General features: G+C 68.9%; 22 protein-coding genes. 7 read left to right on the top strand and 15 right to left on the bottom strand.

What is annotated here, in order from left to right; translation table 11 throughout:
- Positions 1 to 14: 14 nt before the first annotated feature.
- The gene (locus tag AB0F86_RS02000) at positions 15 to 1238 is read right to left on the bottom strand and encodes an aminotransferase class III-fold pyridoxal phosphate-dependent enzyme (protein WP_356983995.1); all 1224 of its coding nucleotides are present in this window, start codon (positions 1236 to 1238) and stop codon (positions 15 to 17) included.
- Positions 1239 to 1248: 10 nt separating this feature from the next.
- The gene (locus tag AB0F86_RS01995; RefSeq protein ID WP_225280812.1) at positions 1249 to 1902 is read right to left on the bottom strand and encodes a Pr6Pr family membrane protein; all 654 of its coding nucleotides are present in this window, start codon (positions 1900 to 1902) and stop codon (positions 1249 to 1251) included.
- Between the two features lie 235 nt (positions 1903 to 2137).
- Between AB0F86_RS01995 and hrpA the strand changes: the two genes are divergently transcribed.
- Complete coding sequence (gene hrpA, locus AB0F86_RS01990; protein WP_356983993.1) at positions 2138 to 6238, top strand: ATP-dependent RNA helicase HrpA; 4101 nt, start codon at positions 2138 to 2140, stop codon at positions 6236 to 6238.
- A gap of 66 nt (positions 6239 to 6304) precedes the next feature.
- On the opposite strand, the gene nrdR is transcribed toward hrpA, so the two are convergent.
- From nrdR to AB0F86_RS01975, 3 genes are all read right to left on the bottom strand, one after another.
- Positions 6305 to 6772, bottom strand: coding sequence for a transcriptional regulator NrdR (gene nrdR / locus AB0F86_RS01985; RefSeq protein ID WP_067492770.1), 468 nt, complete (start codon positions 6770 to 6772; stop codon positions 6305 to 6307).
- Positions 6773 to 6837: 65 nt separating this feature from the next.
- Positions 6838 to 8055, bottom strand: coding sequence for a hypothetical protein (locus AB0F86_RS01980; protein WP_356983991.1), 1218 nt, complete (start codon positions 8053 to 8055; stop codon positions 6838 to 6840).
- Between the two features lie 66 nt (positions 8056 to 8121).
- Positions 8122 to 8829, bottom strand: a complete 708-nt coding sequence (locus AB0F86_RS01975; RefSeq protein ID WP_356983990.1) for a hypothetical protein — start codon at positions 8827 to 8829, stop codon at positions 8122 to 8124.
- Between the two features lie 227 nt (positions 8830 to 9056).
- Here AB0F86_RS01975 and lexA point away from each other — a divergent pair, with 227 nt between their 5' ends.
- Complete coding sequence (gene lexA, locus AB0F86_RS01970; protein ID WP_181696961.1) at positions 9057 to 9776, top strand: transcriptional repressor LexA; 720 nt, start codon at positions 9057 to 9059, stop codon at positions 9774 to 9776.
- Positions 9777 to 9778: 2 nt separating this feature from the next.
- On the opposite strand, the gene AB0F86_RS01965 is transcribed toward lexA, so the two are convergent.
- The 7 genes from AB0F86_RS01965 to AB0F86_RS01935 form a co-directional block, all read right to left on the bottom strand.
- Complete coding sequence (locus tag AB0F86_RS01965; protein ID WP_356983989.1) at positions 9779 to 10519, bottom strand: pirin family protein; 741 nt, start codon at positions 10517 to 10519, stop codon at positions 9779 to 9781.
- A 94-nt stretch (positions 10520 to 10613) separates the two neighbouring features.
- Positions 10614 to 11486, bottom strand: a complete 873-nt coding sequence (locus tag AB0F86_RS01960) for a lysophospholipid acyltransferase family protein (protein WP_181696959.1) — start codon at positions 11484 to 11486, stop codon at positions 10614 to 10616.
- 89 nt (positions 11487 to 11575) lie between these two features.
- Entirely contained in the window at positions 11576 to 13006 is a 1431-nt protein-coding gene (hflX, locus tag AB0F86_RS01955) for a GTPase HflX (RefSeq protein ID WP_225280811.1), read from the bottom strand.
- A 163-nt stretch (positions 13007 to 13169) separates the two neighbouring features.
- Positions 13170 to 14060: a diaminopimelate epimerase gene (gene dapF / locus AB0F86_RS01950; protein ID WP_356984384.1), complete on the bottom strand. Its 891-nt coding sequence runs from the start codon at positions 14058 to 14060 to the stop codon at positions 13170 to 13172.
- A gap of 44 nt (positions 14061 to 14104) precedes the next feature.
- The gene (locus AB0F86_RS01945; RefSeq protein ID WP_225280485.1) at positions 14105 to 14941 is read right to left on the bottom strand and encodes a TrmH family RNA methyltransferase; all 837 of its coding nucleotides are present in this window, start codon (positions 14939 to 14941) and stop codon (positions 14105 to 14107) included.
- Positions 14938 to 15864, bottom strand: coding sequence for a tRNA (adenosine(37)-N6)-dimethylallyltransferase MiaA (miaA, locus tag AB0F86_RS01940; RefSeq protein WP_356983987.1), 927 nt, complete (start codon positions 15862 to 15864; stop codon positions 14938 to 14940). The genes AB0F86_RS01945 and miaA overlap by 4 nt, the downstream gene beginning before the upstream one ends.
- On the bottom strand, positions 15861 to 16616 hold the full coding sequence (locus tag AB0F86_RS01935) for a hypothetical protein (protein WP_356983986.1): 756 nt from the start codon (positions 16614 to 16616) through the stop codon (positions 15861 to 15863). Before AB0F86_RS01935 ends, miaA begins: the two co-directional genes overlap by 4 nt.
- Positions 16617 to 16879: 263 nt before the next feature.
- On the opposite strand from AB0F86_RS01935, the gene AB0F86_RS01930 reads away from it, so the two are divergent.
- Entirely contained in the window at positions 16880 to 18259 is a 1380-nt protein-coding gene (locus AB0F86_RS01930) for a DUF349 domain-containing protein (RefSeq protein WP_356983984.1), read from the top strand.
- 214 nt (positions 18260 to 18473) lie between these two features.
- Here the strand turns inward: AB0F86_RS01930 and AB0F86_RS01925 are convergent, their stop codons facing one another.
- Both AB0F86_RS01925 and miaB read right to left on the bottom strand, forming a co-directional pair.
- A complete protein-coding gene (locus AB0F86_RS01925; RefSeq protein WP_225280482.1) occupies positions 18474 to 19052 on the bottom strand; it encodes a hypothetical protein in 579 nt (192 codons plus the stop codon).
- Between the two features lie 119 nt (positions 19053 to 19171).
- Positions 19172 to 20716, bottom strand: coding sequence for a tRNA (N6-isopentenyl adenosine(37)-C2)-methylthiotransferase MiaB (miaB, locus tag AB0F86_RS01920; protein WP_356983982.1), 1545 nt, complete (start codon positions 20714 to 20716; stop codon positions 19172 to 19174).
- Positions 20717 to 20949: 233 nt separating this feature from the next.
- On the opposite strand from miaB, the gene AB0F86_RS01915 reads away from it, so the two are divergent.
- The 4 genes from AB0F86_RS01915 (at position 20950) to AB0F86_RS01900 (ending at position 24201) form a co-directional block, all read left to right on the top strand.
- Positions 20950 to 21678, top strand: coding sequence for an amino acid ABC transporter ATP-binding protein (locus AB0F86_RS01915; RefSeq protein WP_181697032.1), 729 nt, complete (start codon positions 20950 to 20952; stop codon positions 21676 to 21678).
- A 36-nt stretch (positions 21679 to 21714) separates the two neighbouring features.
- Positions 21715 to 22551, top strand: coding sequence for a glutamate ABC transporter substrate-binding protein (locus AB0F86_RS01910; protein WP_181696951.1), 837 nt, complete (start codon positions 21715 to 21717; stop codon positions 22549 to 22551).
- 85 nt (positions 22552 to 22636) lie between these two features.
- Entirely contained in the window at positions 22637 to 23308 is a 672-nt protein-coding gene (locus AB0F86_RS01905) for an amino acid ABC transporter permease (protein WP_181696950.1), read from the top strand.
- On the top strand, positions 23305 to 24201 hold the full coding sequence (locus AB0F86_RS01900; protein ID WP_181696949.1) for an amino acid ABC transporter permease: 897 nt from the start codon (positions 23305 to 23307) through the stop codon (positions 24199 to 24201). Before AB0F86_RS01905 ends, AB0F86_RS01900 begins: the two co-directional genes overlap by 4 nt.
- 50 nt (positions 24202 to 24251) lie before the next feature.
- Here AB0F86_RS01900 and AB0F86_RS01895 read toward each other — a convergent pair whose 3' ends face one another.
- Positions 24252 to 25112 carry a 3-hydroxyacyl-CoA dehydrogenase gene (locus AB0F86_RS01895; protein WP_356983981.1) on the bottom strand — a complete coding sequence of 287 codons (861 nt, stop codon included), beginning with the start codon at positions 25110 to 25112 and terminating at the stop codon, positions 24252 to 24254.
- Positions 25113 to 25125 lie beyond the last annotated feature (13 nt).

The following is a 25125-nucleotide window of genomic DNA, read 5'->3' as shown; positions in this document are numbered from 1 at the left end:
GCCGGTGCGGCGCATCAGCCCAGGGCGCGCGAAAACCCTTCGGCGAGTTCGGCCACCTGGGCGTCGGTCATCACGAAGGACGGGGAGATCTGCATGGCGCCCGCTCCGGCAGCACGACCCGAAATTCCCTGGGCGCGAAGGGCTTTCACCAATGCTGGACCTTCGGAGGGGTCGGCCAGCTGGACGGCCGCCACGGCACCGAGGCCACTGCGGACCTCCGCCACGCGCGGGTGATCGGCCAACGGGGCCAGGGCGGTGTGCAGGGTCGTCTCGAGCCGCGCCGCTTCCTCGAGCAGACCCTCACGTTCGACGATGGCGAGGTTGGCCAGCGCCGCCGCGGCCGCACCGGCGTGCCCGCCGTAGGTGTACCCGTGCCGGAACCACACACCGCCGGCGTAGAACGGCTCGGCCAGGTGCGGGGCGATGAACACCGCACCCATCGGCAGATAACCGGAGGTGAGGCCCTTGGCGGTGGTCATCAGGTCGGGTTGCAGGTCGAAGCGGGTGGAGGCGAACCAGGAGCCGCCGATCCGTCCGAAGCCGGTGACCACCTCGTCGGCGACGAACAGGATGTCGTGGTCGCGGCAGATCTGGCGCACCTCGGCCAGGTATCCCTCGGGCGGCAGGTACACCCCACCGGCACCGATGATCGGCTCACAGAAGAACGCCGCGATCCGTTCGGCGCCGACGTCCTCGATCAGGGCGAGCAGCGCCTTGGCGTCGTTCCATTCGACAGTGCGGGTGTCCTCGACCAGGACGCCGTAGCCCTCCTTGTTCGGGGTGAGACCGCCGAGCGAGGTGGAGGCGTAGTGCATGCCGTGGTAGGCCAGGCGTCGCCCGACCAGGATCTTCTTGTCGGCGCGGCCCTGTTCGTGCCAGTAGCGCCGCGCCAGCTTCGCGGCGGTCTCCACCGAGTCCGAACCACCGGAGGTGAAGAAGATCTTGCTGCCGGGCACGGGCGCGATGGCCGACAGCTTCTCGGCGAGCTCCTGGGTGGCGGGCTCGGTGAGGTCACCGAAGTTCGAGTAGTGGGCGATGGTGCGCAACTGTTCGGCGACCGCGTCGGCGATCTCCCCGCGACCGTGTCCCACATTGGCGAACCACAGACCCGCGGTGGCGTCGAGGTATCGGTTGCCGTCGGTGTCGTAGACGTAGGCACCGTCACCTCGAGCGACAACGAACGCACCGTCACGAGTGACGGCACCCATATCGGCGAATCCATGCCAGAGCGCATTCATGGCTCCACACTTACACCGGCTCGCCCTCGCGCGCTCGTCGGGCCCTCCACCACGCGGGCATGTCCCCCAGCGACGCCATGGCAACCGCGAGCACCGCGAACACGATGCTCAACACGATCAGGCCGAGCGTCATCGACAGGTAGCCCTGGTGGCGCGGGTCGATGAACGGGTACGGATACCAGTCGACGATCGGGCCGCGGATCAGCGTGTAGGCACCGTAGAGCAGCGGGAAGATCAACCACTTCCCGACCAGCTCCGGTGTCGCCGCCAGCCGACGGCCCATGGCGACCAGCAGCCAGTCCGCGACGAGGACCAGCGGCAGGTACCGGTGCATGATGTCGTTGATCCACTTGTCGGTGAGCATCACGTCGATGTTGGCCAGCAGCACCGCGTACACCACCATCGTGATGAGCATGTACAGCGTCACCGCGCCGCGCACCACCTGCCAGCCGGGTCCCTGCGGCGCGAGCAGGCCACCGACGAGCAGCACGATCACGGCGAGGATGTTCGACTCGATGGTGAAGTAACTGAAGTAGTTCGCGATCGAGAATGTCGGCGAGTCCAGGTTGCGCAGGGGAATCCACAGCAGGGCGACGAGACCGAGCAGTCCGAAGCCGATCCGGTATGCCCTGATCCACCACGCCGTGCGCACCGAGCCGCTCAGCTGAATCTTTTGGCGGCCGGCGCCGCGGGTCTCGGCGCTGAACCCCACCTCTTCGCTCCCTCCGGGCACTCCTTCGTCGCACCCTCCGGACAGTCCAGAGGCGGGGACGCGCCGAGACCGGTGCTTGGTCATGCCGCATCTTCGCATGAGATGTCGGTGATCCGGGTGAAGCACGCCGCCGACGACGGGCGCGCCGGGAAAACCGGTGGCGTGCTTCGCTAGGCTGGTAGGCGCAATGACCAGGACAGCTAGCACCGGAACCCGCGCGCTGCGCACCCGCCTGGCGGAGGTCTCGCTGCGCGACGAATATCGGCTCCGGCGCAAACTGGACCGGGCGCGCCCCGACGACCTGCCCGCGCTGGACGCCGAGATCGCCACCGCCGAGACTCGCGTGGCGAATCGCCGCGCGGCGGTTCCGTCGATCACCTATCCCGAGCAGCTGCCGGTCTCGGCGCGCCGCGAGGACATCGCCGCCGCCATCGCCGCGAACCAGGTCGTCATCGTGGCCGGTGAGACCGGCTCGGGCAAGACCACCCAGATCCCCAAGATCTGTCTGGAACTCGGTCGCGGCATCCGGGGCACCATCGGGCACACCCAGCCGCGCAGGCTGGCCGCGCGCACGGTCGCCGAACGCATCGCCGAGGAGCTGGGTACCGAACTCGGCGACGTGGTCGGGTACACGGTGCGGTTCACCGATCAGGCCTCGGACCGCACGCTGGTCAAGCTGATGACCGACGGCATCCTGCTCGCCGAGATCCAGCGCGACCGGTTGCTGCGCCGCTACGACACGATCATCATCGACGAGGCACACGAGCGCAGCCTCAATATCGACTTCCTGCTCGGCTACCTGAAGCAGTTGCTGCCGAAACGGCCCGATCTCAAGGTGATCATCACCTCGGCGACCATCGATCCCGAGCTGTTCGCCCGCCATTTCGCCGCCGCCGACGGCACCCCGGCCCCGATCGTCGAGGTGTCGGGCCGGTCCTATCCGGTCGAACTTCGTTATCGCCCCCTGTCTTTGGAGCTGCCGGGCACCGACGACGAGGACGACACCCGCGTCGTCGACCGCGATCCCACCGATGCCATCGGCGACGCGGTCACCGAACTGTTCGCCGAGGGCGACGGTGACGTGCTGGTGTTCCTGTCCGGCGAGCGCGAGATCCGCGACACCGCCGATTCGCTGCGCGACCTGAGACTGCCGCGCACCGAGATCGTCCCCCTGTACGCGCGCCTGTCGGCGGCCGAACAGCACAAGGTGTTCGCCCCGCACACCGGTCGCCGGGTGGTGCTCGCCACGAACGTGGCCGAGACGTCGCTGACCGTGCCTGGCATCCGGTACGTGATCGACCCGGGAACAGCGCGCATCTCCCGCTATTCGATGCGCACCAAGGTGCAGCGGCTGCCGATCGAACCGGTGTCGCAGGCTTCGGCGCGACAGCGTTCGGGTCGATGTGGTCGTGTCGCCGACGGCATCTGCATCCGCCTGTATTCCGAGGACGATTTCGAGTCGCGGCCCGCGTTCACCGAACCGGAGATCCTGCGCACCAATCTGGCCGCGGTCATCCTGCAGATGACCGCGCTCGGCCTCGGCGATATCGAGAGCTTCCCGTTCGTGGAGGCCCCCGACCGGCGTGCGATCCGCGACGGCATCGCCCTGCTCGAGGAACTCGGCGCACTCGCCCACGGCAGCTCCAAAGCTGTCGGTAGCGAAGAACAATCGGGTGGGCATCTCACGCTGACCCCGGTCGGCCGGGAGATGGCCCAACTGCCGGTCGATCCGCGCATGGCCCGCATGCTGGTGGAGGCCAACCGCAACGGCTGCCTCGACGAGGTGCTCGTGATCGTCGCGGCGCTGTCGATCCAGGACGTGCGGGAACGGCCCGTGGAGCATCAGCAGGCCGCCGACACCCAGCATGCCCGCTTCACCGTCGACGGCTCGGACTTCCTGGCCTACCTGCGCCTGTGGGACTACCTGACCGAACAGCGCAAGTCGTTGTCGTCCAACCAATTCCGCCGTATGTGCCGCGACGAGTTCCTGCACTACCTGCGGATCCGGGAGTGGCAGGACCTGCACGGTCAGCTGCGCACCATCACCCGTGGGCTCGGCTGGGACAGCACGGGCCACCTGCCGTCGGGAGACGGTGGGGCGGGGCCGGGGCGGGGCGGCCGAAAGTCGCGTGGCCGTGGGGCCGGGCAGCCACCAGCCGATGGCCGTCGCTCCGGTGCGAAAGATGCTGCGGGGAACACTGATTCGGCGGTTGCCGAAGCCGAGGCGGCGATGCCGTGGCCGAGCGCGCAGATCCATCAGTCGTTGCTGGCGGGCATGCTCTCGCACCTCGGCGTGCGGGAAGCAGAGTCGCGGGAGTTCCTCGGGGCGCGCAATGCCAAGTTCATGATCTTCCCCGGCTCGTCGCTGGCCAAGAAGCCGCCGCGCTGGGTGATGGCGGCCGAACTGGTGGAGACCTCGCGGCTGTGGGGGCGCATCGCGGCGCGGATCGAACCGGAGTGGGCCGAGCGGCTCGCCGGTGACCTGGTGAAACGCACCTATTCGGAACCGCATTGGTCGGCCAAGCGTGGTGCGGCTCGCGCCTACGAACGGGCCACGCTCTACGGTGTGCCGCTGGTGACCGGCCGCCCCGTCGACTACGGGCGCATCGATCCGGAGCTGTCACGCGAACTGTTCATCCGCCATGCCCTCGTGCAGGGTGAATGGCAGACCCGGCACGGGTTCTTCGCCCGCAACCGAGCGCTCGTCGACGATGTCGCCGACCTCGAGCACCGGGCGCGCCGACGCGACATCCTCGTCGACGACGAGGTGCTATTCGAGTTCTACGACCAGCGCATTCCCGCCGACATCGTGTCGGTGCGCCACTTCGACTCCTGGTGGCGCAAGGCCGAACGCGAAGACCCAGGGCTGCTGGACTTCTCGACCGACACCGTGGTCAACGCCGGCGCCGCCGCCCTCGACCCCACCGATTTCCCCGATGCGTGGCGTCAGGGGGAACTCTCCTTCCCGCTCACCTATCAGTTCGAGCCGGGCAAGGACGACGACGGCGTCACCGTCCGCATCCCCGTCGAGCAGCTCGCGCACGTGCGCGCGGTGGGCTTCGATTGGCTGGTTCCCGGCATGCGGGAGGAACTCGCGGCCGCCTATATCAAGACGCTGCCGAAGGCATTGCGCCGCGCGGTGGTTCCCGCGCCCGACTTCGCGTCGGCTGCCCTGCGTGGGCTCACGCCACGCGCGGAACCGTTGCGAATCGGGTTGGCGCGGGAGCTGTCGCGGCTCGGGTCGGTGACCATCAGCGCCGACGACCTGTCGCCCGCCGCCCTGCCGGACCACCTGCGAATGACCTTCGCCGCTGTCGACCAGAGCGGGAAGGTGCTCGCCAAGAGCAAGAACCTCCCGCAGCTGAAAACCCGGCTGGCCGATCAGGTTTCGGCGTCCGTCGCGCGGGCTACCGCCGGTGCCGAACGCGCGCCTGCGACCGTGTGGACCTCCGAGTCGCTCGGTTCCGTCGCGCCGACGGTGCGGCGCGAGGTGGCCGGGCAGACCGTCACCGGCTATCCCGCCCTCGTCCCCGAGGGTGAAGGCGTCGCCGTACGGGTGCTGAGTTCGCCCGCCGAACAGGCCGCCGCCATGCGCGCGGGCGTGCGTACGCTGCTGCTCGCCGCCGTCCCGACCTCGCCCCGTGCAGTCACCGCCGGGCTGTCGGCCGCCGACCGGTTGGCTTTGAGCCAGAACCCCGACGGTTCCCTGGACAAGCTCGTGGAGGACTGCCGCGTCGCCGCCGCCGACGAGCTCATCGCCCGCGCCGGTGGTCCGGTGCGCACGCCGGAGGAATTCGACAAGCTCGTCGCCGCCGTTCGCCCGAAACTGGCGGGCACGGTCAGCGAACTGATCCGCCTGGTGACGCCGGTGCTGTCGGCCGCGCACCAGGCCCGCGCCGCTCTCGCCGACACCGCCGAGACCGACATCGCCGACGACGTCCGCCATCAACTCGACGACCTGCTGTTCCCCGGATTCGTCGCCGAATGGGGACGCACCAGGCTGCGCGAACTTCCCCGCTACCTGCTCGCCGCCGCCCAGCGCCTCGAGTCGCTGCCCGGTTCGGCGGTGCGCGACCGGCAGGGAATGGTCGAGGTCGACCGGATGCTCGCCGCCTACGACAAACTCGTCCGCAGTCTTCCCGACAACCGCCGCAACGCCCGCGATGTCACCGAGATCTGGTGGATGATCGAGGAATTACGCGTCAGCCTGTTCGCCCAGAAGTTGGGGACCCCGTACCCGGTGTCGACCAAACGCATCGAAAAGGCGATCGCCTCCATCCGCCGTTGACGGGTGTGGTTCGGCGAAGAAGTGGGCGAACCGACCCACGGGCAGCACGGGTGCGGCGACGCGGGCTCAGTCGGTGGCTGCGGTAGCGGCGCGGGCAGCGCGCATCTCGGTGATCTCGCGTTCGAAATCGTCTGCGCTGGTGAAGGATCGGTAGACCGAGGCGAAGCGCAGGTAGGCCACTTCGTCGAGATCGCGCAGGGGGCCGAGGATGGCGAGGCCCACCTCGTGGCTGGGGACTTCCGGAGAACCCTTGGCGCGCACCGCGTCCTCGACCTGCTGGGCCAGCAGATTCAGGGCGTCGTCGTCGACCTCGCGGCCCTGGCAGGCGCGTCGCACACCGACGATCACCTTCTCGCGGCTGAACGGTTCGGTGACACCGCTGCGCTTGACCACCGAAAGCACCGCGGTCTCGACGGTGGTGAACCGGCGCCCGCACGACGGGCAGGAACGTCGGCGGCGAATCGCCGTGCCCTCCTCGACTTCCCGCGAGTCGACGACACGCGAGTCGGGGTGACGGCAATACGGGCAATGCATCCGAGGGGTTCCTTCGTCGGTGCGCAGTTCACTTCGCTACTCCATGACTCTTGACAGGATACCGCTCAGGTATGGGTCACCTGCCACTGCGTGGTCAGGTCCGCGATCACGTCGGGTAGCCGGGCGACCAACCGGCCCCGGTCGAGCTTGCCCGGGAACGGCTCGCGGTACACGGCCACGGCTCGCGCGGGGTCGGTGGCCAGGTCGAGGTGGCGCGGCACCAGATCGGCGGCGAGGTAGGCCCAGCGGTCGGCACGGTCGGCCCAGTTGAACGCGGGCAGCGGCATCCGCAGGCCGAGCCCGCTGCCGGGAAGCGGCGAGCGCACGGTGGCGGGCGCGTACACACCGGGTGCCCGGGCGCCCGCCAGGGCGGGTTTGCCCGCGACCGTGGTGACGTAGGTGAGCACCCGGCCCAGGCCGCCGCGGCCGACGGCGGTGGCGTCCCACTGCTCGGGCACGATGTGGTTCTGTTCGCGGTCGGCCATGGTCACCAGCGCTTCGGCGAGGCCGGTGCCGTTGTCGATTCCGGCCCAGCCCGCGTGCATGGCGTCGTCGAGCAGGCCCGCAGCATGCATCTCGTCGATCGCCGTCATCCCGTCGGCGAGGTAGGCCTCGTGCATCGGCACCAGATCCGTGAAGATGTGGCGCTGCATGATGATCAGCCTGGTCTGGTACCACGCCAGGTCATCGGCGGTCAGGCGCGGGCCGAGCAGGGCGAGCGCGGCGATATCGGGCGGTACGGCGGCGACAAGTTCCGGTGGGGTGGCGCGCAGCAGGTCGGCGACGGCCGTACCGAGTTCGTGGATTCCGGGCACCGACAGCAGGGCGCCGATATCGCCCACGTCGAAGAATCCCGATGCGAACGAGCCGCCCGCGATGCCCGCCAACCCGGCCCAGTAGAAGTCCGGGCGGGCCGCGGCGATGCGGAAGTAGTTCACGTACACGCGGGTGAAGGTGTCCGTGTTCGCTGCCACGCCACGCTCCGGCGCCCAGCCGGCTGGATCGATCCCCGCGTTGTCGGTGGCGACGACGAGCCAATATTGGTGCAGCAGTGTGGAATACCTGCTCGGCGCGATCCCGTCGGCTCTGGCCTGGTCGAGCGCCGTACGCAGTGGCTCGGCGCTCAGGGGCAGCGCCGGATGGATGCCGCCGGCGAATTCACCGTCGTCGTTGACGGCGGGCAGGTCCAGATAGGCGGTGTAGGTGGGTTCGGCTCGGACGAGGGGCGCGGGCGCCACGGCCAGCAGCACACCCAGGAGCAGAACGATCCAAAAGCTGCGCACGTGACCTCGCATCCGTGCCCCGACCGGCCCGCCCGGCAGGGACAATCGTCACGGTAGCAACGTGTTCTAGTTTTGGGGTCGCGTTTCGAACAAGCCGACCTGCGGGTGGTCACCCTGCTGGGAGATGCCGGGCGAGGAATCGGTCCACTCCCCGAAGCTGCCTGCCCGCAGATGCGCCAACCCTAAGAATGTCACCACGATCAACGCGGTCACCAGCGCCGTGAGCGCCAGCGCCGCCAAGCCCGCCTGCGCCTGACGCACCCGCACCATCGGATGGGCACCACGCGCACGGGAACCGGCCACTCTCGCGTAGAGCGCCTGTTCCGAGCGCGGCCCACGGAATTCCGGGCCACGATCGGACGCCCGCACGCCCGCACGCACCCGCCGGGTCGGCGCTTCGATCGTCGACGGGTCACCGACGAGCGCTCGGGTCACGGATCGTGACCGCGTCGACTCCCAGCGGGGCACGGTCGCGAACGCGAGATCCACCTCGGCTTCGGTGATGTCGAAGGTCCGCGCACCCCTGGCCCGGAGCTCGGCGCCACGAACCACCTCGGCTTCGCGCGAGCGCCGGACCGGCCCGGCCGGGGCCGAGGGTTGCGGCGGATGCGGGATGAAGCGGGCGGCGACTTCCCGCCGCGCCGCGCTGTTGCGGCCCTGTCCGCGCACGAGCGCGAAAGGACGTGGAGCGCGGGCGGTTCGGCGGCGACGCAGCACCGGTTCGGGGACTTCGGCGGGATCGTAGGAACGCAGGGCGCTGATCGCTGTGCTCATCGGAAGAACCTCCGGGGTGGTGTGCTCCGCTGGATGAAAGGGCAGGTGAGGCGACGATGACCGAACCTGTTCGAACACCTGTGCGACGAACTGATGTTCGATTTCTACCACGCGGCGGCGCGCATGTCAGCACGAAACGCCCGACATGCTCGAACAGATGTTTGATACTTCGGCGTGGCCCGACTAGCGTGAGAGAGGCGAATTCGACAAGCGGAAGGGCGGGACAGGTGACCCACACAGACGACACGGGTGACGAAAGCGCTACCGGCACCGTCACATCGGGATCCGGCGCGGATCTCACCGTGCGTCAGCGCACGGTCCTCGAGGTCATCCGCTCCTCGGTGACCGAACGCGGCTACCCGCCGAGCATCCGCGAGATCGGCGACGCGGTCGGGCTCACCTCCACCTCCTCGGTGGCCCATCAGCTGCGCGCCCTGGAGCGCAAGGGCTACCTGCGCCGCGACCCGAACCGGCCGCGCGCGGTGAATGTGCGCGGACTCGACGAAGCGGTGCGCGCGGTCACCACCCTGCCCGCCGAACCTGTGGACGACGTGGCCGATCCGAGCCGCCCCACCCCCACCTTCGTTCCGGTCCTCGGCCGGATCGCCGCCGGTGGGCCGATCCTGGCCGAGCAGGCGGTGGAGGAAGTGTTCCCGCTGCCGCGCGAACTCGTCGGCGACGGGTCGCTGTTCCTGCTCAAGGTCGTCGGCCAGTCGATGGTCGATGCCGCGATCTGTGACGGCGACTGGGTGGTCGTGCGTCAGCAGAACGTCGCCGAGGGCGGCGACATCGTCGCTGCCATGATCGACGGCGAGGCGACCGTGAAGACCTTCAAGCGCACCGGCAAAGACGTGTGGCTGATGCCACACAACCCACATTTCGAACCGATCCCAGGAAACGACGCGCAAATTCTGGGGAAAGTCGTCACCGTCATCCGCAAAGTGTGAGGTCAGCGGCTCGCCGCCGCGTCCATCTCCCAGATCAGCACCTCGGCGGAGGTTGTCGCCGTCAGGCGGTGGCCGCCCGTCGCGGTGAGCCGGACGGCGTCGCCCTGCCCGAGTGCGCCGTGGTTCTCGTAGTCGACGCCGCCCCGGGCGATGAACACGTGACCGTACGGTGCGTCGGGGACGGTGATGCTGTGTCCCGGATCCAGCCGGGCGACATGGAAAGTGGCGTGGCGGTTGCCGATTCCGATCGCGGCGTCGCCGCGATACCTCGGCATGCCGGAGGCCACCGGCACCAGCGAGTTGCGGCGCAACGCACCGTCGACGTCGAGTTCCTGATAGCTCGGCGGCGCGCCGAGAGTGTCCGGTGGGATCCACATCTGCACCACGTGCAGCCGTTCGCGTTCCGTCCAGCCGGCGCCGTTGCGTTCGGAATGCAGGATGCCGGTACCCGCACTCATCCGTTGTGCGAGGCCGGGCCGGATCAATCCCGAGTTGCCTGCCGAATCCTGGTGCACCACTGTGCCTTCCAACACCCAGGTCAAGATCTCGGTGTCACGGTGCTGATGCGTGTCGAAGCCCTCGCCGGGGTCGACGATGTCCTCGTTGTGCACAAGCAGCAGCCCGTGCGCGTAGTCCTCGAGCACGAAATTGCCGGTCACGGGGAACGACTGGCGCGAGTCGAGCCACTCGGTGCGCCAGTACCTGCGGTTCGCAGCCGGAATCACCTGCACCTGTGCCGCCATCGACCTCGCCTCTCGCTATTCGGACCTTGGTCCGTATAGCGCGTAACGCGAGGTGAGCGGTGGGTATTCCGCGAACACCCACCGCTCGGGCGGGTCAGAAGGGCAGCGCGCTACGCAATCGGCCGATCAGACCGCGGCCGGTATCGCGCTCACGTTCGGAGAACAGGAACTGCAGTTCCTCCTCCAGGCTCTTCTGCACCACGTCACGCAGGTCGGCGGCAGCGCTGTCGATGTCGTCGGCACCGAGCCACGGGGTGGGATCGATCGGGGTACCCGCCGAGTAGTAGAACCGTTCCGGGCGCGGAATCGGGGTCGGCCCGATGCCCTTCACCAGCGGTGGGTTCAGTTCGGGGTTGATACCGAGTAGTTGACACGTCCACCGCAGCGGCGACATCACGGGATGCTGGCCGTCGAAGACGATGTCGAAGGCATCGTCGATACCGATCATCGCCAACGGCACGATGGGGACGCCGGCCTGGATCGCCATCCGCGCGAAGCCGGTGCGGCCCTCCCACTTGAGCACGTACTTCTCCCCCTTGCGGCGGATCGCCTCACGACCGCCGCCGGGAAACACCACCACCGCCTCGCCGCGTTCGAGCAGCGCGAGGCAGTTCGACCTGGTACCGCGCACAGCACCGAAACGGTGCAGGATTTCCCGCACACCCGGCACCATCAGCACATGCTCGGCCAGGCCACGCACCAGCCGCCCACGCTCCCGCAGGATGGCGGGCATCAGCAGCGGCGCATCGATCCCGCCGAGCAGGTTGTGGTTGGCCACGATCAACACCGGGCCCTCGGCCGGAATGTTCTCCAAACCGTAGAAGCGCGGACTGGCCCAGGCACGCACCGGTGCGAACACCGCCTCGAAGGCCCGGATCTCCCACTCGCTCGGCGCCGGATTCAACGGCGCGCCATCGCTGAGAACGTGATCGCCCTGCTCGATTTCGTTCTTCTGGTCGTTCGACATAACACCCTCCTGCTGTCGACAATCGACCATAGCGTCCGAATATGGCTGTGTCGCATCGGTGTCAGCCGCAAACGAGCGGCAACCCGCCGCTAGCGACCGGCCGACTCCGCAGGCCCGGAATGGGCGAATTCCGACAGGGCCGCCGCCAGCGCGTGTGGCACCCGAGCGCGCACGCGGGTGCCGCCCTCTTCGTGATCGGAGGAGATGATCCGGCCGTCGGCGTGGATGCGGGCGAGCAGGTCGCCGCGGCTGTAGGGCAGCAGCACACTGATGTCGACATCGAGCCCGCCGAGTACCTCGGAGAGGCGTTCGCGCAGCTCCTCGATGCCTGCCCCGGTGCGGGCCGACACGAACGCGGCGCCCGGCAGCAGCCCGCGCAGGCGGGTGAGCTCGTCGGGGTCGGCGGCGTCGATCTTGTTGACCACCAGCAGTTCCGGTGGAGCCGCCGTGCCCTGCTCCTTGATCACGTCGGTGATGACCTCGCGCACCGCGCGGATCTGCTCGAGCGGCAACGGGTCGGACCCGTCGACCACATGCAGCAGTAAGTCGGCGCCGGTGACCTCTTCCAAGGTGGACCGGAACGCCTCGACCAGCTGGGTGGGCAGGTGACGGACGAAGCCGACGGTGTCGGTGAACACCATCTCGCGACCGTCGTCGAGCGCGGCCCGGCGGGTGGTCGGATCGAGGGTGGCGAACAGGGCGTCCTGCACCAGCAGACCCGCGCCGGTCAGGGAGTTCATCAGGCTGGACTTGCCCGCGTTGGTGTAGCCGACGATGGCCACCGCGGGTACCCCGCTGGCGCTGCGGCGCGCGCGCATGGTGTCGCGTGCGGTCTTCATCTCGCGAATCTCGCGGCGCAGCTTGGCCATTCGCTCACGAATGCGGCGGCGGTCGGTTTCGATCTTGGTCTCACCGGGACCACGCAGACCGACACCGCCGTTGGAGCCGGCGCGACCACCGGCCTGCCGTGACATCGACTCACCCCAACCACGCAGCCGCGGCAGCATGTATTCCATCTGGGCGAGCGCGACCTGGGCCTTACCCTCGCGGGAGGTGGCGTGCTGGGCGAAGATGTCGAGGATCAGCGCGGTGCGGTCGATGACCTTCACCTTCACGACCTTCTCCAGCGCGGTGAGCTGGGCGGGGGTGAGTTCACCGTCGCAGATCACGGTGTCGGCGCCGGTGTCGAGGACGACGGTGCGCAGTTCCTCGGCCTTGCCGGAACCGATGTAGGTGGCCGGGTCGGGCTTGTCGCGGCGCTGGATGAGGCCTTCGAGGACTTCCGAGCCCGCGGTCTCGGCCAATGCGGCCAGCTCGACCATGCTAGCCTCGGCCTGCGCGGCGCTGCCGGTGGTCCACACACCGACCAGCACGACCCGTTCCAGGCGCAGCTGGCGGTATTCGACCTCGGTGATGTCGGTGAGCTCGGTGGACAGGCCTGCGACGCGACGCAGCGAGGTGCGTTCGTCGAGCTGCATCTCACCGACGGTCGGTTCGGGTGACCAGCCCGGGCGCTGCATCCGTGCCGCGTGGCGGGCCAGCGCGTCGTCGACGTCGCCGCGGTCGGCGGCCACGTCGGCATCGGCCGCGGTGGTGTCGCGGTCCGATGTGGTGTCTGAGGGTACTTCTGGTTTCGTCATACGCCTTCCATGCTGCCACGTCACAGTGACACGGCGCATCCGGTTATCGGTTGGCTTGCGCGTTCCACCAGTCGCGCGACAGTGTGCCCGCGGCGAGCAGCACCGACGGGCCGCGCATCCAGGCGCGACCGTTGTCGATGGTGACGCGCACCTGCCCGCCCGGAACGCGCACCGTGACCTCGCCCCGGCCCGACCCGACCGGCACACCGGCGGCGGTCAGCGCGGCGGCCGCTGCGGCGACGGTTCCGGTTCCGCAGGAGCGGGTCTCGCCGACACCGCGCTCGTAGACGCGCATGTCGACGGCGTTGTCGGGGCCGAGCGCGGTGAGGATCTCGACATTGACGCCGTGCGGGAACAGGTCGGGATCGAAGCCGGGCGACACGCTGAGATCGAGCTTGGCCAGCGCGTCGGCGGTCAGGCTCTCGTCGACGCAGGCCAGGTGCGGATTGCCCACATCGATGCCGATTCCGGACAGCGCCCAGCCGGCCAGGGTCGCGGTGGAGCTGCCGAGTTCACGCACGGCGCCCATGTCGACGGTGACCTCGCCGTCGACGGGGCCCGCGGTGTGCACCTCGGCGGGTCGCCCGCCCGCGCGGCTGCCGACGACGTACTCGGTGCGGGTTTCCAGGCCGGTGGCATTGAGGTAGTGGGCGAACACCCGGGTGCCGTTGCCGCACATCTCGGCGATCGAACCGTCGGCATTGCGGTAGTCCATGAACCAGTCGTCGGCGCCGACACCGTCGGGCAGAGTGTCGAGCACGCCCGCCTCCTGCAGGGCGCCCGCCTTGGCGACGCGCAGCACACCGTCGGCGCCGAGGCCGCGACGGCGGTCGCACAGGGCGGCGACGCGGTCGGCGTTCAGGTCGAGACGCACCTCGAGGTCGGGCAGCACCACGAAATCGTTCTGGGTGCCGTGGCCCTTGCTGAATTCGATGTCGGACACGTCCGCCATTGTCCCCTGTGCGGGCGACGATCCCGTCATCGGGCGAAGGTGCGGCGCTGCCGGGCGATCTCGTACAGGCCGATCGCGCCGGCCGACGGGGCGCCGAGCGAGCTCGCGGTGCCGCCCATCGGGATGGTCACCAGGTCGTCGCAGGCTTGCGACCAGGCCGAACTCATGCCGGTGGTCTCGTTGCCGACCACCAGGATGGTGGCCTCGGTGAAGTCGTAGTCGTAGATGGTCGACGGCGCGTGTTCGTCGGTGCCCACGATGCGGGTGGGGATACCGCGCGCCACCTGCCGGTCACGGAACTCCACGACCTGGGCGGCACCCGACGCGCGCAGCACGGGCACGGCGAACAGCGAACCGGTGGAGGCGCGCACGGCCTGCGGGTCGAACTGGTCGGCGCCATGGCCGGTGACGATCACGCCCGATGCCCCGAAGGCGTCGGCCGACCGGATGAGGGTGCCGAGGTTGCCGGGCGAGTTGGGCCGGTCGAAGACCACGACGACCGGGAAGTCCTCGCCCGGTTCGCCGGGCGCGTAGGTGTCCAGGTCGGGCTGACGCGAATGGGCGACGGCCACGATCTCGGGAATCGTGCCCGACTTCTCCCCCAGCTCGGCCATCAGTTCGGGGACCAGACCCACCTGCGGTACATCGGTGGTGTCGAGCAGTTCCCGCGCCCAGCTCGACAGATCGGGCGTGCCGAGCCGGTAGAGCAGCGTCTCCAGGGGCCAGTCGTTGGCCAGGGCCTGGGTGATGGGGCGCACGCCCTGCACGAGGAAGCGGCCGTCGCGATGACGTTTGGTCCGGTTGTTGAGGTAGGCCTGCCACACCTGCACCGAGGCGTTGCGGGTACTCACTCGTCGGGTCACTGCGCGGTCCGTCCTGTCTGTTCGTCGAGCAGGGTGAGCGTGGTGGCGGCGATGTCGGGGTCGGCGCCGTCGACCCAGGTCACCCTGGGGTCGCGGCGGAACCACGAGCGCTGTCGTCGCACATAGCGGCGGGTGCCGATGAGGGTGCGTTCGCGGGCGTGCGCGAGATCGTATTCGCCGTCGAGGTAGGCCAGCACCTGGGCGTACCCGATCGCGCGGCGTGCGGTCTGGCCGTCGCGCAGTCCGGCATCGAGCAGGGTGCGGACCTCCTCGACCAGGCCGGAGTCGAACATGTGCGCGGTGCGGGCTTCGATGCGGGCGTCGAGGGCGGCGGTCTCCCGGTCGACGCCGATGATGACGGTGTCCCAGCGCGGTGCGCCGATGGTCGGAGCCGAGGCGGCGAACGGTTTACCGGTGAGTTCGACGACTTCCAGTGCGCGGACCATCCGGCGCCCGTCGGTGGGCAGGATGGTGTCGGCCGCGACCGGGTCGGCCGCCCGCAGCGCCGCGTGCACGGCCGCGACTCCGCCGTCGGCCAGCACCGCTTCCCAGCGGGCGCGCACGTCGGGGTCGGTGGCCGGGAAGTCCCACTGGTCGAGCAGCGCCTGCACATACATCATCGAACCGCCGACGACCACCGGGGTGCGGCCGCGCGCCATGATGTCTTCCACGATGTCGCTTGCCGCGCTCTGGTAGGCAGCGACCGTGGCGGTCTCGGTGACGTCGAGAACGTCGAGGAGGTGGTGCGCGATGCCACGCCGCTGCGCGGGCGGCAGTTTCGCGGTACCGACGTCCATGCCGCGGTACAGCTGCATCGCGTCGATGTTGACGATTTCGCCGTCGAGCCGTTCGGCCAGGTCGAGGGCCAGATCGGACTTCCCGGTCGCGGTGGGTCCGACGACCGCGATGGGCCGCTTCGTCATCGGCCGACCTCCCACACGCTCACGTCATAGCCCACGCCGTACGGTGCGCCCTGGTAGAGGGTGCGAACCGGCGGGTCGGCCGGGTCGGTGGCGAACAGGCCGCCGAGCGCCTGGTAGGCGGCGCGACCGTCGACCCGCAATTGCGCACACAGGTCGGCGTCGAGTGCGGCGAGCCCTGCTCGGGAGCCCTCGCGCAGGGCGGCGTCCAGAGCGGTTTGGAACGGGTCGGCGCGCTCGTCGAGGTAGCCCGGGGATTTGAGGGTGAGGGTCGCGGCTCCGTCGGCGACGACGAGCACCGCCCACGGCGCCGGATCGGCGTCGAGTTCGGCGCGCAGGTCGGTGCCGAAGCGGGCACACTCCCCCGGTGCGGTGTCGGCGGCGATCACTCGCGCCCGTACGGAAACACCCGGCGCGGCCTGCTCCCGCAACCACGCGGCGATCAGGACGGGCAGCGGAAGCTGGGGGTCTGCCGGTGCGTCGAGGCTCGCGCCCGGGCCGAGACCGACGACGACATCGGCGCCGAAGCCACGGAAAGTCCCGCGCACACCGGGGTCGAAGGTTTCGGCCCGCGCACCGGCGCCGACGACGACCCAGCGATCGGCGTGGGCGGCGAGCGTGGCGGCGGCCTCGAGCGCGGCCGCGCGCAACACCACCACCGGCTCGTCGGGAGCATCGCCGGAGGCCACCTGGTGTCCGCACAGTTGTGGCACCAGCATCGGCGGCGACGGGACCAGGGCCGCTATCGAGAACACGACGTAACCGTAGCCGCACCGGTAGCACGCGCCCGCATCCGGCGCAGGAGGAGCGCACCGGGGTCAGCGAGTGTCCGGCGCCGTGACGCCCCGCGAGATTGCTAGTGTTTTCTGATGCGACCACCCCCGTCGTCCGGGACGAAATCCCAGGAAACGCGGCATCCGATCCTCGGGATCGATGGTTTCCTCGGCTCGAAGCGGGTTCAATGGGATGTGCTAGAGCGTAACCAGGCAGCCGTGACGCGCGGCAGGGACGGAGAGCAATGACCGACAGCAACGGAACCGCGAAGCCCACCCCAGGTCCGGGCCCGCGACCCTCCGGCGCCCCCAAGCCCGGCGGCAAGGCTCCGCGTCCGCCCAAACCACATGCCGTGAAACCCGCTCCCGGCCCCGACCAGACGCACCCGCACGCGGTGGTGGTGCCCGCGGCCACCGACCCGAGCAAATGGGGTCGCGTCGACGAGGACGGCACCGCCTGGGTGAAGACCGCCGACGGTGAACGCGTCGTCGGCTCCTGGCAGGCCGGTGACGCCGCCGAGGGCCTTGCCCACTTCGGCCGCCGCTTCGACGACCTGGCCACCGAGGTGGCGTTGCTCGAGGCGCGTTTGGCCGCGGGCGCCGATGCCCGCAAGACCAAGGCCGCCGCGCTGGCGCTCGCCGAGACGTTGCCGACCGCCGCCGTCATCGGCGACATCGACGGCCTGGCCGCCCGCCTGCAGGCCATCACCGAGCACTCCGAGGAAGCCGCCGCGCACGCCAAGGAGGAGAAGGAACGCGCCCGCCACGAGCACACCGAGCGCAAGGAAGCCCTGGCCGCCGAGGCCGAGCAGATCGCCGCCGAATCCACCCAGTGGAAGGCCGCGGGCGACCGGTTGCGCGAGATCCTCGACGAGTGGAAGTCGATCCGCGGTGTCGATCGCAAGGTCGACGACGCGCTGTGGAAGCGCTACTCCAAGGCGCGTGAGGCGTTCAACCGCCGTCGCGGCGCCCATTTCGCCGAACTCGATCGCGAACGCGCCACGGCCAAGACGCGCAAGGAAGAGCTGTGCGTGCGCGCCGAGGAGCTGTCCGGCTCCACCGACTGGACCGGTACCGCCGCGGTGTTCCGCGATCTGCTCACCGAGTGGAAGGCCGCAGGCCGGGCGCCCCGCGAGGCCGACGAGGCGCTGTGGCGCCGGTTCAAGAGCGCGCAGGACGTGTTCTTCGCCGCCCGCAACGCGGCGGTCTCCGAACGCGACGCGGAGTTCGAGCACAACGCCGTCGCCAAGCAGGAGCTGCTCGACGCCTACGAGCACATCGACCCGGCCAACGGCCTCGAAGCCGCCCGCGCCGCCCTGCGCGAACTGCAGGACAAGTGGGACGCCGTCGGCAAGGTCCCGCGCGAGCGGATGCAGGAACTCGAAGGCAGGCTGCGCGCGATCGAGAAGCGGGTGCGCGACGCGGCCGACCAGCAGTGGCGCCGCACCGACCCCGAGGCCGTCGCCCGCGCCGCGCAGTTCCGCGAACGCGTCGCCCAGTTCGAGGAGCAGGCCGCCAAGGCCGAGGCAGCGGGCAAGAAGCGCGATGCCGAAAAGGCACTCGAGCAGGCCAGGCAGTGGCGCGAGTGGGCCGAAGCGGCAGAAGGCGCCGTCAGCAACCTCTGACGTCGATCGCACAGCACCCGGCGGTCGGCGCGACGAGCACCTCACACTTCGCTTACGCGACAACTGATTTCGCAAGTACATCGGTAACTCACCGGGTACGCCCAGAACTCACGGCGCACCCCGGTGAGCCCGGCGAGAAACCCAGCCCCCTGCCCACGACCGGCCGAATTCGCGGGGAGGCGGGCTAGCGAGGCGGGCTAGCGAGGCGGGCTAGCTACTCGCCCATCAGGCGTTTGCGGTCGCGTTCCTCGGCTTCGCGGGCGGCATTACGGCGCTGTTCCTCCGCGGCCAGCTGCACAGCGGTGCGACTCCAGACCACGCGGATCCAGTGGAAGGTGAGCACCATGACGGCCAGGGTGCCGAGGATCAGGCCGATGCCGGGCCCGGCGCCCTCGTAGTTGCCGAGGCCCGGGGTCTGGCGGTGCCAGATCGACAGCACGCCGAACACACTCGCCACGGCCGAGCCCGCACAGGCCAACCAGGCCAGCACCCAGCGCCGGGTGGTCAGGGCCAGCAGGGAGAAGCCGACGCCGAACACGATGACCAGCCACACGAAGACGCGTGAGGGCAGTCCGATGTGTTCGAGGCGGGCCGCATCGGTGCTCAGCAGCACGTCGAAGCCGCGCGCGGCACCTGCGTGCGGCAGGATCAGCGAGACGAGCAGGGCGAACACCGCGCCCGCCACCACCATGGCCCGTGCGCCGGGATCGATCTCACCGGCGATCCGCCGCTCCACGGCGTCGATCTCGCCGCGGAACTGCTCGAATTCCTGATCGTTGCCCACCCGGTTCACGTCGCTCCTGTCCGCAGGGTTACTCGGCTCGTGTGCGCCGGGCTCCACTCTGCCATCCCCCGCGCCGTCCTCGGCACCCGACCCACTACGACCGGTAGTAGAGTCCGGGTCCTCGGCGTTCATGCCGGACACCCGGTCGAACAACCGCTGTCCACCGGCTCGATCGCGGGCGCGCCGATGCGTGGCAAGCCGAGACCGACACCGATCGGCGCGGTCTTGGGCGTGACCCCTCGCTCGTGCGCGTCGCCCGCTCGCGTGCGGCGATGCGATTTCACGACACTGTCGGCGATCAGGTGGTGCGGTGCGGCGGCGGTGATGTCGACGACGACGAGGTCACCGGGGCGGATCCCCGCGTCGGTGCCGGGCCGGAAGTGCACCAGTCTGCCGTCGCGGGCGCGTCCGCTCATCCGGGCGGTCGCCGCGTTCTTCTTGCCCGCGCCCTCGGCGACGAGCAATTCCACCTCGGTGCCGATCAGCGCCTGGTTCTCCTCGAGCGACACCTGCTCCTGCAGGGCGATGAGCCGGTCGTAGCGTTCCTGCACCACGGCCTTGGGCACCTGATCGGCCAGTTCGGCGGCCGGGGTGCCGGGGCGCTTGGAGTACTGGAAGGTGTAGGCGCTGGTGAAGCGGGCCCGGCGCACCACGTCCAGGGTCTCCTGGAAGTCCTCCTCGGTCTCGCCGGGGAAGCCGACGATGATGTCGGTGGTGATCGAGGCGTGCGGCATCGCGGCGCGCACCTTGTCGATGATGCCGAGGAAGCGTTCCTTGCGGTAGGAGCGGCGCATCGCCTTGAGCACCCGGTCCGAGCCGGACTGCAACGGCATGTGCAGCTGCGGGCAGACATTGGGTGTCTCGGCCATCGCCTCGATGACGTCGTCGGTGAACTCCGCCGGATGCGGCGAGGTGAACCGCACCCGCTCGAGCCCCTCGATCCGCCCGGTCGCGCGCAGCAACTGGGCGAAGGCGCCCCGGTCGCGCGGTTGTTCGGGGTCGACGAAGTTCACGCCGTAGGAGTTCACGTTCTGGCCGAGCAGGGTCACCTCGAGCACACCCTGGTCGACCAGGGCCTGCACCTCGGCGAGCACGTCACCGGGGCGGCGGTCCACCTCTTTGCCGCGCAGCGCGGGCACGATGCAGAAGGTGCAGGTGTTGTTGCAACCCACCGAGATCGACACCCAGCCCGCGTAGGCCGATTCACGCTTGGCGGGCAGGGTGGACGGGAAGGCCTCGAGCGATTCGAGGATCTCCACCTGGGCCTGCTCGTTGTGCCGTGCCCGTTCGAGCAGCACCGGCAGCGAGCCGATGTTGTGTGTGCCGAACACCACGTCCACCCACGGCGCCTTGCGGACCACGGTGTCGCGGTCCTTCTGCGCCAGGCAGCCGCCGACGGCGATCTGCATGCCGGGCCTGCCCTGCTTCACCGGCGCGAGGTGCCCGAGGGTGCCGTAGAGCTTGTTGTCGGCGTTCTCCCGCACCGCGCAGGTGTTGAACACCACCAGGTCCGGGGTGTCGCTCGGGGCGGCCTTCACATAACCCGCGTCTTCGAGCAGGCCGGACAAGCGTTCGGAATCATGGACGTTCATCTGGCAACCGAAGGTGCGGACCTCGTAGGTGCGCGCCTCGGTGACCGAGCCGTGCGTCGCATTCTGTCCGTTCGAATCCACCCGCCCAGGGTACGGCCACCGCCCCGGTGACCTGCGTCGCGGTCGGGCCGGCCGAGCGCGACGAGGAGGCTGCCGCCCGGTTACCGGCAGGTGTCTTCTCGGCGAGCCGGGACGGCGAGTCACGGAAAGCAGGGCAAATCTCCGAAGAACGCCTAAGGTTTCTGAGCATGACCGACGACGCCGCACCCGCGACCGGGAAAGCCGACGCCGCTGCCACTGCAGGCGCGCCGCCGATGATCTCGATGCACAACGTGGACAAACACTTCGGTGAGCTCCATGTTCTGCGCAATATCAACCTGGAAGTGCCCCGCGGGCAGGTCGTGATCGTCCTCGGCCCCTCGGGCTCGGGGAAGTCCACCCTGTGCCGCACCATCAACCGGCTCGAACCGATCGACTCGGGCCGCATCGCCATCGACGGGGTGGATCTGCCCGCCGAAGGCAAGGCCCTCGCCGCATTGCGCGCCGAGGTGGGCATGGTCTTCCAATCGTTCAATTTGTTCGCGCACAAGACAATTCTCGAAAATGTGATGCTCGCGCCGATGAAGGTGCGCGGCATCAAGAAGGACGAAGCGCGCAAGCACGCGCTCGCCCTGCTCGACCGGGTCGGCATCGCCAACCAGGCCGACAAGTACCCCGCCCAGCTGTCGGGCGGTCAGCAGCAGCGCGTGGCGATCGCGCGGTCGCTGGCGATGGACCCGAAGGTGATGCTGTTCGACGAGCCGACCTCCGCGCTCGACCCCGAGATGGTCAACGAGGTGCTCGAGGTGATGGTTTCCCTCGCCAAGGAGGGCATGACGATGCTCGTGGTCACCCATGAGATGGGCTTCGCCCGCCGGGCCGGCCACCGGGTGCTGTTCATGGCCGACGGTGAGGTCGTCGAGGACGCGGAGCCCGAAACGTTCTTCACCGCACCGCGATCCGACCGCGCCAAGGACTTCCTCGGCAAAATTCTCAGCCACTGACTTGTAGCGACACCACAAGAGGGAGAAGGAAACTCGATGAGGATCAATCGTGCGGTGCGCGTCGGCGTCGGCGCTGTGGCTCTGGCTCTCGCCGCCACCGTGACGGCGGCCTGCGGCGGCGGTGACGAGGGCAGCGCGCTCGACCACGCCAAGGAAGGCAAGCTGACCGTCGGCATCAAGTTCGACCAGCCGGGTCTCGGCCTGCGCAACACCGACGGCACCTACAGCGGCTTCGATGTCGAGGTCGCCAAGTACGTCGCCGACAAGCTCGGCGTGAAGCCCGAGGCCATCACGTTCAAGGAAACCCCGTCGGCGCAGCGCGAGACGATGATCGAGAACGGTCAGGTCGACTTCATCGTCGCCACCTACTCGATCAACGACAAGCGCAAGGAGAAGGTCGATTTCGCCGGCCCGTACTACGTGGCGGGCCAGGACCTGCTGGTGCGTGCCGACAACACCGACATCACCGGCCCCGATTCGCTCGCGGGCAAGAAGGTCTGCTCGGTGAAGGGCTCCACCCCGGCCCAGAACATCGAGAAGAACTACCCGCAGGCCCAGCTGCAGACCTACGACACGTACTCGCTGTGCCTCGAGGGCCTGCGTGGCGGTGCCATCGACGCGATGACCACCGACGACGTGATTCTGGCCGGTTACGCCGCGCAGGCGCCCGGCACCTACAAGCTGGCGGGTAAGACCTTCACCACCGAGAACTACGGCATCGGCCTGAAGAAGGGCGACACCGAGGCCCGCACCAAGATCAACGACGCGATCGAGGCGATGATCGCCGACGGTTCCTGGAAGGCCGCGCTGGAGAAGTCCTTCCCCGGCACCGGTTTCAAGGTCCCGGAGCCGCCGAAGGTCGACCGCTACTGATCCCGATCACCGTCGCGGTGGCCACGCGCCACCGCGACGGTGTCTGTCCTGCTGGCCTTTCTCATCGATCGGAGGACGCGCGTCCGTGTTCGACCTGATCTCGGAGTATGACTCCCGAATCCTCGCTGCCTTCTGGGTGACCATCAAGCTGACGTTCTTCTCGGCGATCGGTGCCCTGATCCTCGGCACCATCGTCGCCGGAATGCGTGTGTCTCCCATCCCCGTCGCGCGCTGGGTCGGCACCGCCTACGTGTCGATCTTCCGCAACACCCCTCTGACGCTGATCATCGTGTTCTGCTCGCTCGGCCTCTACACCACGCTGCAGTGGGAGTTGGCCGGTGATTCGATCAAGGACAACAACTACTGGTGGGCGATCATCGGATTGAGCGTCTACACCGCGGCTTTCGTGTGCGAATCGCTGCGGTCGGGCATCAACACCGTCCACATCGGGCAGTCCGAGGCGGGCCGCTCGCTGGGCTTCGGGTTCGCCCAGAATCTGCGCCTGATCGTGCTGCCACAGGCTTTCCGGGCCGTCATCGCCCCGCTGGGCAGCGTGCTGATCGCGCTGACCAAGAACTCGACGATCGCCTCGGTGATCGGTGTCGGTGAGGCCGCGTTCCTGATGAGCGAGATGAACGAGAACGAGGCCGCGGTGCTCGCCATCGGTGCGATCTTCGCGCTCGGCTTCGTCGTGCTCACCCTGCCGACCGGCTTGTTCTTCGGCTGGCTGGCCAAGCGATTCGAGGTTGTCCGGTGAGTTCAGGCGCTTCGGTTCTGTTCGACGCTCCCGGCCCCAAGGCCCGGGTGCGGCACTGGCTCTACTCGGTGGTGGTCGCGGCGGTGCTCGTCGCGGCAGGCGTGTGGATGTTCCTCGCCTTCCAGCGGGAAGGTCAGTTCACCGCCGCGAAGTGGAAGCCCTTCCTGGAGGCGGAGGTCTGGGAGACCTACCTGCTGCCCGGTCTCGAGGGCACGCTCACCGCCGCGGTGCTGTCGATCATCGGTGCGCTGATCTTCGGCATGATCTTCGGCATCCTGCGCCTGTCGGATCACACCTGGGTGCGCTGGGTGGCGGGCGCGATCGTCGAGCTTGCCCGGGCTATCCCGGTGCTGATCCTGATGATCTTCCTGTTCGCCGTGTTCGGCGACTACAAGGTGTTCCCCACCGATCAGCTGGCGCTGGCCGCGGTGGTCATCGCCCTCACCGTCTACAACGCGGCGGTCATCGCCGAGATCGTGCGGGCCGGTATCCGGTCGCTGCCCAAGGGCCAGAGCGAGGCCGCCGTCGCGCTCGGTATGCGCAAGACCCAGCTGATGCGCCTGGTGCTGTTGCCGCAGGCGATCACCGCGATGCTGCCCGCGCTGGTCTCGCAGATGGTGGTCGTGCTCAAGGACACCGCGCTGGGCTACCAGATCACCTATGTGGAACTGGTGCGCTCGGGTCAGCAGGTAGGTGCGGCGGAGCAGAACACGATCCCCGCCCTGATGGTGATCGCGGTCATCATGATCTCGCTCAATATCGCGCTGTCGTTCCTGGCGACCCGCTTGGAGAAGCGGCTGCGGTCGCGGCGCAAGAAGGGTGGCGGTGCGGTGCTGGCCGCCGACTCGATCGTCACCGACGCCGCACCAGGCGTGGACATCACCAAGAAGTAGACCCGGAAACCGACGGGGCCCGGTCCATTCTGGACCGGGCCCCGTTCGCGTCATTCGGTGTAGCGGTAGAAGCCCTCACCGGTCGACAGGCCGAGTTTGCCCTTGTCGATGTAGTTCTGCTTCAGCCAGTCGGCGAGCTTCTGCTCCTCGGGGCCGCCGTTGGCCAGGATGTTGTAGGGCGTGGTGAGCCCGACGACGTCGAGAATCTGCATCGGGCCCATCGGTGCGCCGGTCCCGATGCGCCACGTCTCGTCGACGGCTTTCGGTTCGGCGTAACCGCCCGCGACCAGCCCCATGCCCGCGTTGAGGAACGGGACGAGCAGTGAGTTGAGCACGTAACCCGCCTTCTCCTTGTGCACTTCTATGGGCACCATGCCGATGTCTGAGGCGAACTTCACGACCGAGGCGAACACGTCCGGGTCGGTCTCCGGTGTGCCCATCACCTCGGCGGTGTTGAACTTCCACACGTGGTTGGCGAAATGCAGGGCGAGGAAACGGTCGGCGCGCCCGGTGAAACCGGCCATGTCGCTGGGCAACAGGGTCGAGGAGTTCGTCGCGAAGACCGTGCGTTCCGGGGCGAGGGTGCCCAGTTTCGTGTACAGGTCGCGTTTGATGGACAGCACCTCCGGCACCGCCTCGACGACGAGGTCGGCATCGGCGACCGCGGCGGCCAGATCGGTGGTCAGCGTGATGCCCGCGGCCGTCGCCTCGGTCTTGGCGGTGTCGGCTCCGTCCACTTCGGCCTGGTAGGTCTTCGCCAGTTCGTCGAACCGGGTGCGGGCGGCGGTGATCGCCTTGTCGTCGATGTCGTAGGACGTCACGTCGAAGCCGTGGAAAGCGGTCTGGAACGCGATCTGGGAACCGAGGACGCCGGTTCCCAGAACTGTCACCTTGCGGAATGCGATGGTCATGCGTGTTCCTCCC

The organism is Nocardia sp. NPDC023733 (assembly GCF_040639775.1).
GTDB classification, from domain to species: domain Bacteria; phylum Actinomycetota; class Actinomycetes; order Mycobacteriales; family Mycobacteriaceae; genus Nocardia; species Nocardia rosealba.
The sequence above is the reverse complement of the archived record's forward strand: the minus strand, read 5'-3'. Positions and strand labels throughout refer to the sequence as shown.